At 54.0% G+C, this 13113-nt stretch carries 12 protein-coding genes; 5 read left to right on the top strand and 7 right to left on the bottom strand.

Translation table 11 applies throughout. From position 1 onward, the window contains the following. Window positions 1-2 precede the first annotated feature (2 nt). Both HV157_RS19065 and HV157_RS19060 read left to right on the top strand, forming a co-directional pair. Complete coding sequence (locus HV157_RS19065) at window positions 3-1130, top strand: ABC transporter ATP-binding protein (RefSeq protein ID WP_032680361.1); 1128 nt, start codon at window positions 3-5, stop codon at window positions 1128-1130. A 14-nt stretch (window positions 1131-1144) separates the two neighbouring features. Beyond that, a complete protein-coding gene (locus HV157_RS19060; RefSeq protein WP_032680360.1) occupies window positions 1145-2431 on the top strand; it encodes an ABC transporter substrate-binding protein in 1287 nt (428 codons plus the stop codon). A 38-nt stretch (window positions 2432-2469) separates the two neighbouring features. On the opposite strand, the gene HV157_RS19055 is transcribed toward HV157_RS19060, so the two are convergent. From HV157_RS19055 to kduI, 3 genes are all read right to left on the bottom strand, one after another. Further along, window positions 2470-3903, bottom strand: a complete 1434-nt coding sequence (locus HV157_RS19055; RefSeq protein WP_223862521.1) for a sugar porter family MFS transporter — start codon at window positions 3901-3903, stop codon at window positions 2470-2472. Window positions 3904-4198: 295 nt separating this feature from the next. Beyond that, entirely contained in the window at window positions 4199-4960 is a 762-nt protein-coding gene (gene kduD / locus HV157_RS19050; protein ID WP_032680357.1) for a 2-dehydro-3-deoxy-D-gluconate 5-dehydrogenase KduD, read from the bottom strand. Between the two features lie 63 nt (window positions 4961-5023). Further along, window positions 5024-5860, bottom strand: coding sequence for a 5-dehydro-4-deoxy-D-glucuronate isomerase (kduI, locus tag HV157_RS19045; RefSeq protein ID WP_032680355.1), 837 nt, complete (start codon window positions 5858-5860; stop codon window positions 5024-5026). Window positions 5861-6158: 298 nt separating this feature from the next. Between kduI and HV157_RS19040 the strand changes: the two genes are divergently transcribed. Next, a complete protein-coding gene (locus tag HV157_RS19040; protein WP_020883760.1) occupies window positions 6159-7334 on the top strand; it encodes an oligogalacturonate lyase family protein in 1176 nt (391 codons plus the stop codon). 152 nt (window positions 7335-7486) lie between these two features. Here the strand turns inward: HV157_RS19040 and HV157_RS19035 are convergent, their stop codons facing one another. The 3 genes from HV157_RS19035 to HV157_RS19025 all read right to left on the bottom strand — a co-directional run bounded on the left by HV157_RS19035 (window position 7487) and on the right by HV157_RS19025 (window position 10626). Continuing rightward, window positions 7487-8170: a porin gene (locus tag HV157_RS19035; RefSeq protein ID WP_032680354.1), complete on the bottom strand. Its 684-nt coding sequence runs from the start codon at window positions 8168-8170 to the stop codon at window positions 7487-7489. Window positions 8171-8487: 317 nt separating this feature from the next. Continuing rightward, complete coding sequence (locus HV157_RS19030; RefSeq protein ID WP_032680352.1) at window positions 8488-9666, bottom strand: acetyl-CoA C-acetyltransferase; 1179 nt, start codon at window positions 9664-9666, stop codon at window positions 8488-8490. Between the two features lie 93 nt (window positions 9667-9759). Then, window positions 9760-10626 (bottom strand): LysR family transcriptional regulator, encoded by an 867-nt coding sequence (locus HV157_RS19025; RefSeq protein WP_025203325.1) that lies wholly within the window; start codon window positions 10624-10626, stop codon window positions 9760-9762. 103 nt (window positions 10627-10729) lie between these two features. Between HV157_RS19025 and HV157_RS19020 the strand changes: the two genes are divergently transcribed. Both HV157_RS19020 and HV157_RS19015 read left to right on the top strand, forming a co-directional pair. Continuing rightward, complete coding sequence (locus tag HV157_RS19020) at window positions 10730-11191, top strand: multidrug/biocide efflux PACE transporter (RefSeq protein WP_014171480.1); 462 nt, start codon at window positions 10730-10732, stop codon at window positions 11189-11191. Window positions 11192-11309: 118 nt separating this feature from the next. After that, entirely contained in the window at window positions 11310-12539 is a 1230-nt protein-coding gene (locus HV157_RS19015) for an amino acid permease (protein ID WP_020883758.1), read from the top strand. Between the two features lie 32 nt (window positions 12540-12571). Here the strand turns inward: HV157_RS19015 and HV157_RS19010 are convergent, their stop codons facing one another. Then, entirely contained in the window at window positions 12572-13045 is a 474-nt protein-coding gene (locus HV157_RS19010; protein WP_032670215.1) for an Lrp/AsnC family transcriptional regulator, read from the bottom strand. Window positions 13046-13113 lie beyond the last annotated feature (68 nt).

Raw genomic sequence — 13113 nt, 5'->3', positions numbered from 1 at the left:
TTATGGCTGAAGTTATCTTCAACAAACTGGAAAAGGTCTACTCCAACGGCTTTAAAGCGGTACATGCCATTGACCTGAAAATCGCTGAAGGAGAGTTCATGGTGATCGTCGGCCCCTCCGGCTGCGCCAAATCCACCACCCTGCGCATGCTGGCCGGCCTGGAAACCATCAGCGGGGGTGAAGTCCGCATCGGCGATAAGATTGTGAACAACCTCGCGCCAAAAGAGCGCGGGATTGCGATGGTGTTCCAGAACTACGCGCTCTATCCCCACATGACGGTGCGCGAAAACCTGGCCTTTGGTCTGAAGCTGAGCAAACTGCCAAAAGATCAGATTGAATCTCAGGTCAACGAAGCGGCCAAAATCCTTGAGCTGGAAGAGTTACTCGACCGCCTGCCACGCCAGCTTTCCGGCGGCCAGGCACAGCGCGTGGCGGTAGGCCGTGCGATTGTGAAAAAGCCGGATGTATTCCTGTTCGACGAACCGCTGTCAAACCTCGACGCCAAACTACGCGCCTCAATGCGCATTCGTATTTCCGATCTGCACAAGCAGTTGAAGAAATCCGGTAAACCGGCGACCACCGTCTACGTCACCCACGACCAGACCGAAGCGATGACCATGGGCGACCGCATCTGCGTGATGAAGCTCGGCCACATCATGCAGGTTGATACCCCGGACAACCTCTACCACAAGCCGAAAAACATGTTCGTGGCAGGCTTTATCGGCGCGCCGGAGATGAACATTCGTCAAAGCCTGCTGGTGGAAAGCGCCGGGAAACTGCACATCGCCATCGGCAATGAAACCATGCCGCTGAACGCCGGGATGCAGGAGAAAGTCTCCGCTTATGCCGGGCAGGCCATTTACTACGGCGTACGTCCGGAATTCGTTTCCCTCTCCGACGCACCATTCGTTGACGGGGGCTGCAGTGGCGAAATGGTTCGCGTGGAAAACATGGGCCACGAATTCTTCGTCTATCTGAAGGTTGCGGACTACGAACTGACCGCCAGAATTCCATCCGATGAAGCTAAGCCAATGATTGATAAAGGCCTTCATCGCAAGGTGTATTTCAAATTTGATATGAATAAATGTCATATTTTTGACGCAAAAACTGAACAGAACCTCTCTCTCTGATGGAGTTTATAAAAATGAAAAAAGTGCTTTTAAGCGCAGCAATCTCCGCGACGCTGGGCCTTACCGCTTTGCCATCGATGGCGCAAGATGTCGAATTACGCATGTCCTGGTGGGGCGGTAATGGCCGCCATCAGGTGACGTTGAAAGCGCTGGAGGAATTCCATAATCAGAACCCGGATATCAACGTTAAAGCAGAGTACACCGGCTGGGATGGGCACCTCTCCCGCCTGACCACCCAAATTGCGGGCGGCACCGAGCCGGATGTGATGCAGACCAACTGGAACTGGCTGCCAATCTTCTCGAAAACCGGCGACGGGTTCTACGACCTGAACAAAATGAAAGACGTGATCGACCTGACCCAGTTCGATCCCAAAGAACTTCAGTCCACCACCATCAACGGCAAGCTGAACGGCATTCCGATCTCCGTCACCGCACGCGTGTTCTACTTCAACGACGAGACCTGGAAAAAAGCCGGTATTGCATACCCGAAAACCTGGGACGAGCTGATGGCGGCGGGTAAAACCTTCGAGAGTAAACTCGGCAAGCAGTACTACCCGGTCGTGCTGGAGCATCAGGACACGCTGGCGTTGCTGAACTCGTACATGATTCAGAAGTACAACATCCCTGCCGTGGACGAGAAAACCAAGAAGTTCGCCTACAGCAAAGCGCAGTGGGTGGAATTCTTCCAGACCTACAAAACGCTGGTGGATAGCCACGTCATGCCGGACACCAAATACTATGCGTCGTTTGGTAAGAGCAACATGTATGAGATGAAGCCGTGGATCCAGGGGGAATGGGCGGGAACCTACATGTGGAACTCCACCATCAACAAGTATTCCGACAACCTGAAGCCACCGGCAAAACTGGTGCTGGGCAGTTACCCGATGCTGCCGGGCGCAACCGATGCGGGCCTTTTCTTCAAACCGGCGCAGATGCTCTCGATTGGTAAATCCACCAAAAACCCGGAAGCGGCGGCGAAACTGATTAACTTCCTGCTGAACAGCAAAGAGGGAGTAGATACGCTGGGTCTGGAGCGTGGCGTGCCGCTGAGTAAAGCCGCGGTGCAGTTCCTGACCGAAGACGGCACCATCAAAGAGAGCGATCCGTCGGTTGCGGGGCTGCGTCTGGCGCAGTCTCTGCCGGCCAAACTTTCCGTGTCACCTTACTTTGACGATCCGCAGATTGTGGCCCAGTTCGGCACCTCTCTGCAGTACATCGATTATGGACAGAAATCCGTGGAAGAGACCGCCGCTGACTTCCAGCGTCAGGCTGAACGTATTCTGAAACGCGCGATGCGCTAACGAAAAGCCGGGTGGCCTCTTCGCCACCCGGCAACAGATTACACGCCAATATTACGCAGCTTCTCGCCGGACATCAGCCTGCGCTCGATATGCTCCAGCGTGACGCCTTTGGTTTCAGGGATCAGCCAGAACGTGACCCCGATAAACGCGACGTTGAGAACCGTATAGAGCCAGAAGGTTCCTGCCGCGCCAATTGAATCCAGCAGCGTCAGGAAGGTCGCGCCGATGATCATGTTCGACACCCAGTTGGTGGTCGTGGAACAGGTGATGCCAAAGTCACGGCATTTGAGCGGCTGAATTTCGGAACACAGGATCCACACGACCGGCGCAGCGCTCATCGCATATCCGGCAATACACATCATGGTCATGCCAACAGAGAGCCAGGAAAGACCGCTTGAGGCCGTGCCGTTATCAAACTGCATCAGGCAGTAGCCAAGGATCAGCGTACCGAGCGCCATGACGCTAAAGCCAATCTTGAGTGCCGGTTTACGTCCGGCTTTATCCACGGTGAACACCGCGATAAAGGTGGCGAACATAAAGGTCAGCCCCACCACCAGCGTGGCAACCATTTGTTGTTCCGTGGTGGTGAACCCCGCCATTTTGAAGATACGTGGCGCGTAGTACATGATGATGTTCATCCCGGTGAACTGCTGCATCGCCTGCAGCAACATGCCGAGGAACACCGCGCGACGTACGTTGCGGTTGATCTTAAACAGCGCCCAGCCCCCCTGCTTCAGCTTCAGGCTTTCGCGGATCTCATTCAGCTCTTCACGTGCTTTTTCTGAGGTATCACGCAGCATCCGCAGCACCTCTTCCGCTTCCACATGACGGCCCTTTTGCGCCAGCCAGCGCGGACTGTTTGGCAGGAAAACCACCAGAACAATCAGCACCAGCGCCGGGAGCGCCAGCACGCCCAGCATCGCACGCCAGTTGCCGCTGTAGCTGAAATAAGTGTCAGACAGAAACGCCAGCACGATGCCCAGCGTCACCATCAGCTGGTACATACTGATCATCTTGCCGCGCACGTTCTCGCTCGCCATTTCGGAGAGGTACAACGGCGCAGTGTAAGAGGCAATCCCCACCGCCACGCCGAGCAGCACGCGGGAGAGCAGCAGCATTTCCACGTTCGTGGCAAATGCTGACCCAATAGAGCCGGCGACAAACAGAATCGCCCCCACCATCAGGCTGTATTTTCGCCCGAGGCGGAACGAAAGCCAGCCGTTAAACAGCGCGCCGATGGCCGCACCCAGCATCATGCTGCTGACCACCCACTCCTGCAGGCGGTTACTCAACGTAAAGTGATCGGTGATAAAGGGCAGCGCCCCGGCGATCACGCCAATATCCAGACCGAACAGTAAACCGGCCACTGCAGCCGCGATGGAGACAAACTGATTCATGCGTCGGGTATCACGCAACGCGGCGGGCATAAGGGTAGAGTCATTTATAGATGTCATATTTTCCTGCCTGAACAGCGAAATTCGTTAACTGAAATTACGAGATAGCGCGGAAAAGTGTCAGGCCGTAATTCGCGAAGATATGGATTATTTCGCTGTGGCATAGCGATCTGTGATGGACATTACAATTTCAACTAACGATGAATTACCGCCAGTTTTTATTAATCATTTAATTTTTAAGCAATAAAACTGTGATGCATATCATTTATGATTTTTTAGTATGGATTTTTCGTCTTGAGCCATATGGATAATGGCAATTTTTGAGCAAAAAAAACCTCCACCCACCGGCAGAGGTTTAAGACGGAATACGCAATTAACGCGCCAGCCAGCCGCCATCGACCGCCACGGTATAGCCGTTGATGTAATCGGATGCCGGAGAGGCCAGGAACACGATCGGCCCCTTAAGATCGTCCGGAAGGCCCCAGCGGCCCGCCGGGATACGGTCGAGGATTTCCGCGCTACGCTGTTCGTCAGCACGCAACTGCTGAGTATTATTCGTCGCCATGTACCCCGGCGCAATCGCGTTGACGTTGATGTTGTGCTTCGCCCACTCGTTTGCCAGCAGACGGGTAACGCCCATCACCGCGCTCTTGGATGCGGTATAAGACGGCACGCGGATACCGCCCTGGAAGGAGAGCATAGAGGCGATATTAATGATCTTGCCGCCTTTCCCCTGGGCAATAAAGTGTTTCGCCGCCGCCTGGGACATAAAGAACACGCTCTTAATGTTCAGGTTCATCACGTCGTCCCAGTCGCGCTCGCTGAAATTAATCGCGTCTTCACGGCGAATCAGTCCGGCATTGTTCACCAGAATGTCGATATGGCCGAATTCCGCCACCGCGCGATCCAGCAGTTCAGGGATGGCGTCAATTTTACGCAGATCGGCGGTCAGGCTCAGAAAACGACGACCCAGCGCGGTGACGCGCTCGATGGTTTCAGTAGGCTCAACAATGTTAATCCCGACGATATGGCAGCCCGCTTCCGCCAGCCCTAACGCCATACCCTGGCCCAGTCCGGTGTCACAACCGGACACCACAGCCACTTTACCCTGCAGAGAAAATGCATCCAGAATCATGTTTGTTCCTTAATCTTTCAGCGCCTGTCACCAACAGGCAGGTTTATGCTTAACTGCCTGCGGCTAGCGCAGATCGTTAACCGCGACGTGGTCCATGTCATCAAAGACCTGGTTTTCACCGACCATACCCCAGATGAAGGTGTACGCTTTCGTGCCTACGCCCGAATGAATAGACCAGCTCGGCGAAATCACCGCCTGCTCGTTATGCATCACGATATGGCGCGTTTCCTGCGGTTGCCCCATCATGTGGAACACGCAGGCGTCCTCGTCCATGTTGAAGTAGAAATACACTTCCATACGGCGCTCGTGGGTATGGCACGGCATGGTGTTCCACAGGTTGCCCGGAGCAAGCTCGGTCAGCCCCATGCTGAGCTGGCAGGTTTCCAGCACATCCGGAACAAAGTATTTATTGATGGTGCGACGGTTGCTGGTGAGGTTGTCACCCAGCGTCACCGGGGCGACATCCGCCGGGGTCACTTTTTTGGTGGGATACGGGGTATGTGCGGGCGCACAGTTGTAGTAAAACTTCGCCGGTTTACCGCTGTCGATGCTGGCGAACACGACCTCTTTCGCCCCTTTACCGACATACAACGCGTCGCGATGACCTATCTCATAGCACTGTCCGTCTACGGTAATGGTGCCGGGGCCCCCGATGTTAATCACGCCCAGCTCGCGACGCTCAAGGAAATAGCTCACACCAAGCTGTTTACCCACTTCACCGCCCACGGAGACGGTCTGCGTCACCGGCATAATCCCGCCAATGATAATACGGTCGATATGGCTGTAGACCATGGTGTACTTATCGGCCTCGAACACCTGCTCGACTAAAAACTCATTGCGCAGCCCCTGAGTATCCAGCGTTTTGGCGTGCGCACTGTGGATGCTTTGTCTGACGTCCACCGTAACCTCCAGAAATGATCGTGCCCGCAGGCAGAAAATTAACGAAACGACGTTCCGTTTTCATGATGAGCACAGTCTAGCCCCAGAGAAGGGGGTTTTCAATTACATTTAAAACAACGTTTCATTTTTTCTGTTTGTTTATACCAGAAATGGCGTTCGGATCACGATAAAGAGAGCCAGACATTAATCTCGCCAATTAAACAGACAAAGTGCGCCATCAGTCACACATAATGAAACATTGTTTTGATAATTTAATACTTACTTTTTAATCTACTTTTATCGTTCAAAGGAGTGCATTATGGCTAAAGGTATGCGGGTCAAGCTGAACTACGAGGTCAGCCACGATCCGGATACAGGCGTGGAAGTCACCCGCCTGACCCCACCCGACGTGACCTGTCACCGCAACTACTTCTACCAGAAGTGCTTCTTTAATGATGGCAGCCACCTGCTGTTCGCTGGGGCGTTTGACGGTCACTGGAACTACTACCTGCTGGATCTGCAGAAGGCCGAAGCGGTACAGCTGACGGAAGGCGCGGGGGATAATACCTTTGGCGGGTTCCTCTCTCCGGATGATAAATCCTTCTACTATGTGAAGAACGACCGCACGCTGCTGGAGGTGGATCTCCATACCCTGGTAGAACGCGAGGTGTACCGTGTCCCCGATGACTGGGTCGGTTACGGTACCTGGGTCGCCAACAGCGACTGCACCAAACTGGTTGGGATAGAAATCGCCCGACGTGACTGGACGCCGCTCAACGACTGGAAAATTTTCCACGACTTCTTCCATAAGGGGCCGCACTGTCGACTGCTGCGGGTGGATCTGAAAACCGGTTTAAGCACCACAATCCACGAAGAGAAAAACTGGCTTGGCCACCCTATCTATCGTCCGTTCGATGACAACACGGTGGCGTTTTGCCATGAAGGGCCCCACGACCTGGTCGACGCCCGCATGTGGCTGGTCAACGAAGATGGTACGCACGTGCGCAAAGTGAAAACGCATGCGGAAGGCGAAAGCTGTACCCATGAATTCTGGGTGCCGAACGGTTCTGCCCTTGTGTATGTCTCTTATCTGAAGGGCCAAAAGGGCCGCACCATCTGCAGCTTCAATCCGGATACGGGCGTCAATGACGCAGTCATGCCAATGCCCGCCTGTTCCCATCTGATGAGCAACGTTGACGGCTCCCTGCTGGTGGGCGACGGTTCAGGCACGCCGGTTGATGTGAAGGATACGCACGGTTACACCATTGATAACGATCCTTATCTGTACGCCTTTGACGTGGCAAAAAAAAGCTACTTCCGCATTGCCCGTCACGACACCTCCTGGGCAACGGTGGCAAATAGCCGCCAGGTCACCCACCCGCATCCCTCCTTTACTCCGGATGAGAAAGCGGTGCTGTTCAGTTCCGATAAAGACGGTCAACCCGCCCTCTATATCGCGAAACTTCCTGAGCAACCTGAAATGTTGCATGCATGATTTGAGTTTGTGTTTCTGTAACTGGCCTTGCCCTCCGTTTCGGAGGGCTTTTTTTTCAGTGGGCTTTTGCCCGTTGGGCGGCGCTTATCAGACATGGGTAAGCCGGGTAGGCACTGGCGCTACCCGGCAATGTTCAGCGGAATAACGTGATATCAGAAAGAATAGGCCACGCCTAAACGAAGGCGGGTCTGACGTTCATCGGTGTCTTTCACGCCGATGTTACCCACTTCAACATACGGTGCCCAGTTTTTATCCCATTTATACGCCAGCTTGGCGTTATATTCGTTGGAATAATCTTTGTTATTATTACGAACCATACCTTCAGAACTCTTCGCATAAACATAATTGAGTTCGGTACGCCAGTCACCCATTACCCAGCCAACCCAGGCATCACCACGGTTAACTTTGTCGTCATCTTTATTCGAGCTTGACGGGTAGCGGGTATATTCATAACGATAACGCGCGGCAACGTAGAAGCCGTTGTCGAAACTATATTGCAGATGCAGATTCGGTTTATATATTGTGCGGCTGTCGTTACTTTCAAGGGTAAACGCCGGCGTCAGTGCAATATTATCAGTCGCTTTCCAGCGCCAGCTAATTTGATCTTCATGCCCGTTACCCACCACATCCGCAAACGGCTGGTCGGCTTTATCACCGCCGGATTTCCATTTAGCTTCTACAGAAAAACCGACCCCGTTAGCAAAGCGATGTGAGACCGAGACACGGTCAGCATTGGCACCACTGTCGATATATTCATGGCGCAGATCGACGGTAACGGCCTGAGCCATGAAGGACGTACCGATAAGGGAAGTAAGGACCAGAGATTTCTTAAACATGAAAAAACCCTCAACTGAAATAATGTTTCTTATTTATGAAACTGCAGTTTATTTTTTAAAGAACATTATTTTAGTGACAAAGATCGTAATTATTTGTTTCATTTTTTTTGGCAAAGATGGACGTGACACCCATCAACAAACAGGGTGTATTAGCGTGAAATTATCGGAGGGGGATCACACTAAGACATTAACAACGATAATAATTAAGGCCGTAATTATTCAATAACAGAGTGAGAATGTGCTAATAACGGTTAATTCGTCATACGTTATGTAAAAAAAAACCTCCTGAAGGGAGGCTCTTTTATGCGGGCGGGATTTTAGCGTTCAATGGCGAGGGCGACACCTTGTCCACCACCGATACAGAGCGTCGCAATGCCTTTGCGGGCATTGCGCTTTTTCATCTCATGCACCAGCGATACCAGAATTCGACAACCGGACGCGCCGATAGGATGACCCAGTGCGATTGCCCCACCGTTCACGTTTACCCGCAGGGGATCCCATTCCAGCATTTTGCCAACCGAGATTGCCTGTGCGGCAAAGGCCTCGTTGACTTCAATCAGATCCACATCAGAGAGTTGCCACCCTGCGCGTTCCAGGCAGCGACGGGTGGCATAAACCGGGGCGATACCCATTAACGCAGGATCAACACCCACGCTGGCAAATGCCTTAATGCGGGCCAGAACGGGCAGATCCAGCTCGAGGGCTTTGCTTTCACTCATCATCATCACGGCCGCAGCGCCATCATTAATGGAGGAGGCGTTTCCCGCCGTCACTGAGCCCTGAGTTTCAAACGCAGGATTGAGCCTCGCCAGCCCTTCAGCGCTGGCGTCGGTGCGCGGCTGCTCATCGGTATCCACCACGGCAACCTCACCGTTCTGACGCTGCGTGCTGACCGGGACGATTTCATCCCGAAAGCGCCCGGCATCAATCGCCGCGCGCGCTTTTTGCTGCGAGCTTAACGCGTAAGCGTCCTGCAACTCACGGCTGATACCATACTCACGTGCCAGATTTTCCGCCGTCACGCCCATATGATAGTCATTGAACGCATCCCACAGACCGTCATGCACCAGACTGTCGAGCAACTGGCTGTTGCCCAGCTGCGCGCCGGTACGGCTGTCGGTCAGCACGTGTGGTGCCCGGCTCATATTTTCTTGTCCGCCGGCAATCACGACATCCGCTTCACCACACTGAATGGCCTGCGTCGCCAGATGCAGCGCTTTTAACCCTGAGCCACAGACGTCGTTGATGGTGATAGCGGAGACGGTATTGGGCAGGCCACCCTTGAGCGCCGCCTGACGGGCAGGGTTTTGCCCGGCACCGGCGGTCAGCACCTGTCCCAGGATCACCTCATCAATTTCATGTGCTGCAATCCCGCTGCGTTCCACCAGCGCTTTCACCACTACGCTGCCCAAATCAACAGCCGAGTGGCGTGAAAGCGCCCCCTGAAAACAGCCGATAGCCGTACGCAACGCACCCACTATAACGACATCTTTCATCACAACCTCTGTGTTAAATGACATGACGATAGTAGTGGATTGTTATTGGCAATTATCTTAATTGTTTAAAAATAGTGAGTTTAATCACAAGGATTAGCGCGCATCCTGCAGATACTGCCGCAGCCAGCTTCCGGCAACGCCGGGCGGGGATCGTTTATTCCAGAGCAGATCGATACCGATCGCCCGTGGCCACCCGGGGACATTCAGCTGCACCAGCGATTTCGCGGCGGCAAATTCATCCACCAGCGCGCACGGCAGCACGCACCAGCCAAATCCCTGCACCGCCATACTCAGCAGTAACAGGTAGTTGGGTGCCGACCAGACGGGTCCGCGTGCGAGCGTTGCCTCCCGCTCCAGATAGGTGCTGAGCCGCAATTCCCGCCAGCCGTGCAGCTCATCGGCCTGGATTACTTGCTGCCCGGCCAGAGGATGGTTGGTCGCGACATAGATTGCCATCCGGGTCTGTATCGGCAACCGGGTAAAACCAATATCGGTCGGATAACTGTCACGCGCTTCCGTGAGACCAACCTGCGCACGCGACTTCTGCAGCAGATCGATAACGTCCTCTTCCTCGCCAATCAGGCATTCAAATTCGGTATGGGGAAAGCGCTGGTCGAACTGGTTCATCAGGTCTTCCAGCACGTCCGGGTTGAGGGTATCGGAAAGAACAAACGTCAGGCGCGCCTCCGTTTGTGCCGTTAACGACACCGCCAGCTCGTCAAGCCGCGTGCTGGCCGCGAGGATCGCCTGCACATAACCCAGTACCTGTTCGCCCTGCGCGGTTAACACCGGCTGACGGGCCGAACGGTCAAACAGATCGAAGCCCAGATCGGCTTCAAGATTGGCGATGGATGTGCTCACGGTCGACTGGCTTTTACGTAACCGACGCGCGGCGGCAGAAAAAGAGCCCGCCGCGACGGTCTCAACGAATGCGGTAAGGGCTTCAGGAGAATAACGCATGCACTATCTACTTTATCGATGGATACCATCTTTAATATATCACCTTTAGCGATAACAATAGGCCGCATCAACGCCAAAATGCGTATTCACGAGGTCTAAAACTATGCAACATCAGGATGCACTCCAACGTAAACTGCCGGAGCGGATCTTTCATGCCGTCTGTTTCGAAGGGATTGCCACGGCGATCCTCGCCCCGACGGCGGCGTGGCTTATGCAACGTTCCGTGGTGGAGATGGGTGGATTGACCATTATCCTGGCAACCACGGCCATGCTCTGGAACATTATCTATAACGTCGGCTTCGACCGTTTCTGGCCGGTTCACCGCATCACACGCACGGCAAAAATCCGCGCACTGCATGCGCTGGGATTCGAGTGCGGGTTTATTGTGATCGGCGTGTCGATAGTCGCCGCGGTGCTGGGCGTCACGCTGCTGCAGGCATTCACACTGGAAATTGGTTTCTTCCTGTTCTTCCTGCCGTACACCATGTTCTATAACTGGGCTTACGATACGCTGCGCGAGAAATTCCTTAAACGTCGCCAGCAGCGACGCGCCCTCGCAGGCTAATTCCCTCTGGCCGGACGCCCGCTCCGGCCAAACTCCTTCGAAGCAACTGCGCTCTCAACCCATAATTATGGTAAATTGCGCTCCATTCTGTTGGTTTGATAGTTGATACGTTGCTCTAATGTCGAAAATTTGGTCAAAAGATGAGACTCTCTGGAGTTTCGCTCTCTATGGCACGGCCGTGGGCGCAGGAACGCTGTTCTTGCCCATTCAGCTGGGCTCCGCAGGCGCTATCGTCCTGTTTATCACTGCCCTTGTGGCCTACCCATTAACCTACTGGCCGCACCGCGCGCTGGCACAATTCATCCTGTCGTCGAAAACAAAAGGCAATGAAGGGATCACCGGCGCCGTCTCCCATTATTACGGCAGGAAGATAGGCAACCTGATCACCACGCTCTATTTCATCGCCTTCTTCGTGGTGGTGCAGATTTATGCAGTGGCCATCACCAACTCGTTAACTGAGCAGCTGGCAAAACACATGACGGTGGATACCGCCGTTCGCGTGCTGGTCAGTTTTGGCGTGGTGCTGGTGTTAAATCTGATCTTCCTGATGGGACGGCATATCACCATAAAAGTGATGGGCTTCCTGGTGTTTCCGCTGATCGCCTACTTCCTGTTTGTCTCGCTCTATCTGACCGGAAGCTGGCAACCCGCGCTGCTCACAAGCCAGATGGCATTTGACCGCCATACGCTGCATCAGGTCTGGATTTCGATCCCGGTGATGGTATTCGCTTTCAGCCATACGCCGATTATCTCGACGTTTGCCGTTGACCGCCGTGAGAAGTTTGGCGACGCCGCCATGGACAAGTGCAAGAAAATCATGAAGGTGGCGTACCTGATTATCTGCCTGAGCGTGCTGTTCTTCGTGTTCAGCTGCCTGCTCTCTATTCCACCGTCCTATATCGTTTCGGCAAAAGAGGAAGGGGTAACCATTCTGTCGGCGCTGTCGATGATGCCCTCTTCTCCGGCATGGCTGGGGATTTCCGGGATTATTGTGGCGATTATCGCCATGTCGAAATCGTTCCTCGGCACCTATTTTGGGGTGATCGAAGGGGCGACGGAGATTGTGAAGTCATCGCTGAACCAGGTGGGCGTGAAAAAGAGCCGCGCCTTTAACCGCGCGATCTCCATCATGGGGGTGTCGTTAATCACCTTTGCGGTGTGCTGCATTAATCCGAATGCCATTTCGATGATTTATGCCATCAGCGGTCCGCTTATCGCCATGATCCTGTTTATCATGCCGACGCTGTCGACGTACCTGATCCCGTCCCTGAAACCGTACCGATCTGTCGGCAACCTGCTGACGCTGATCGTTGGCGTACTGTGCGTGTCAGTGATGTTTGTAGGCTAAACGCCCCTGCGCCCGGCGTTCTGCCGGGCGCGTTATTCGTCACGCCCTGAGATGTCGAGCGGAAACGGCCTGTCCTGCACGACCGTTTTCATGACCAGCGTTGAGCGAAGATGCTGAACGCCGGGCATCGCAGAGAGCTTCTCATCATAGAGTTTCTGAAAAGCCGGCAGGTCGCGGGTCACAACGTGCATCAGATAATCAGGATCGCCAAATAAACGCTGCGCCAGCACAATTTGCGGGATCTCTTCCACCGCCTCCTCAAAGGCGCTCACCGCCTTTCTGTCGCCCTCTTTCAGCGTCGCAAACACGATCGCCAGAAAGTTAAACCCCATTTTGGCGGGATCGAGACTGGCCCGGTATCCCGTAATGGCCCCGCTCTGCTCCAGTGCCCGCACGCGCCGGTGACACGGCGAGAGGCTCAGGTTCACCCGTTCAGCCAGCTCCGTAAGAGATAAACGGCCATCAGCCTGCAACTGCGCAAGAATTTTTCGATCGATGCTGTCCATGTGGAAGATTTTGTCAATTTCACCGTCTTTTGAGCATAACATTGAAAACTCATTTCGTCCGGATACCG

Origin of the sequence: Enterobacter sp. RHBSTW-00318, assembly GCF_014101375.1 — a bacterium.
GTDB classification, from domain to species: Bacteria; Pseudomonadota; Gammaproteobacteria; order Enterobacterales; family Enterobacteriaceae; genus Enterobacter; species Enterobacter ludwigii.
Note: the sequence above shows the minus strand (reverse complement) of the source record. Positions and strands in the feature narration are given on the sequence as shown.

Coding starts and splice junctions, on each gene's coding strand:
- HV157_RS19025 (WP_025203325.1), bottom strand. CDS start 10,626: ATGCGTTATTCTCCTGAAGCCCTTACCGCATTCGTTGAGACCGTCGCG.
- HV157_RS19040 (WP_020883760.1), top strand. CDS start 6,159: ATGGCTAAAGGTATGCGGGTCAAGCTGAACTACGAGGTCAGCCACGAT.
- HV157_RS19020 (WP_014171480.1), top strand. CDS start 10,730: ATGCAACATCAGGATGCACTCCAACGTAAACTGCCGGAGCGGATCTTT.
- HV157_RS19015 (WP_020883758.1), top strand. CDS start 11,310: ATGTCGAAAATTTGGTCAAAAGATGAGACTCTCTGGAGTTTCGCTCTC.
- HV157_RS19060 (WP_032680360.1), top strand. CDS start 1,145: ATGAAAAAAGTGCTTTTAAGCGCAGCAATCTCCGCGACGCTGGGCCTT.
- HV157_RS19065 (WP_032680361.1), top strand. CDS start 3: ATGGCTGAAGTTATCTTCAACAAACTGGAAAAGGTCTACTCCAACGGC.
- HV157_RS19035 (WP_032680354.1), bottom strand. CDS start 8,170: ATGTTTAAGAAATCTCTGGTCCTTACTTCCCTTATCGGTACGTCCTTC.
- HV157_RS19010 (WP_032670215.1), bottom strand. CDS start 13,045: ATGGACAGCATCGATCGAAAAATTCTTGCGCAGTTGCAGGCTGATGGC.
- HV157_RS19030 (WP_032680352.1), bottom strand. CDS start 9,666: ATGAAAGATGTCGTTATAGTGGGTGCGTTGCGTACGGCTATCGGCTGT.
- kduD (WP_032680357.1), bottom strand. CDS start 4,960: ATGATTCTGGATGCATTTTCTCTGCAGGGTAAAGTGGCTGTGGTGTCC.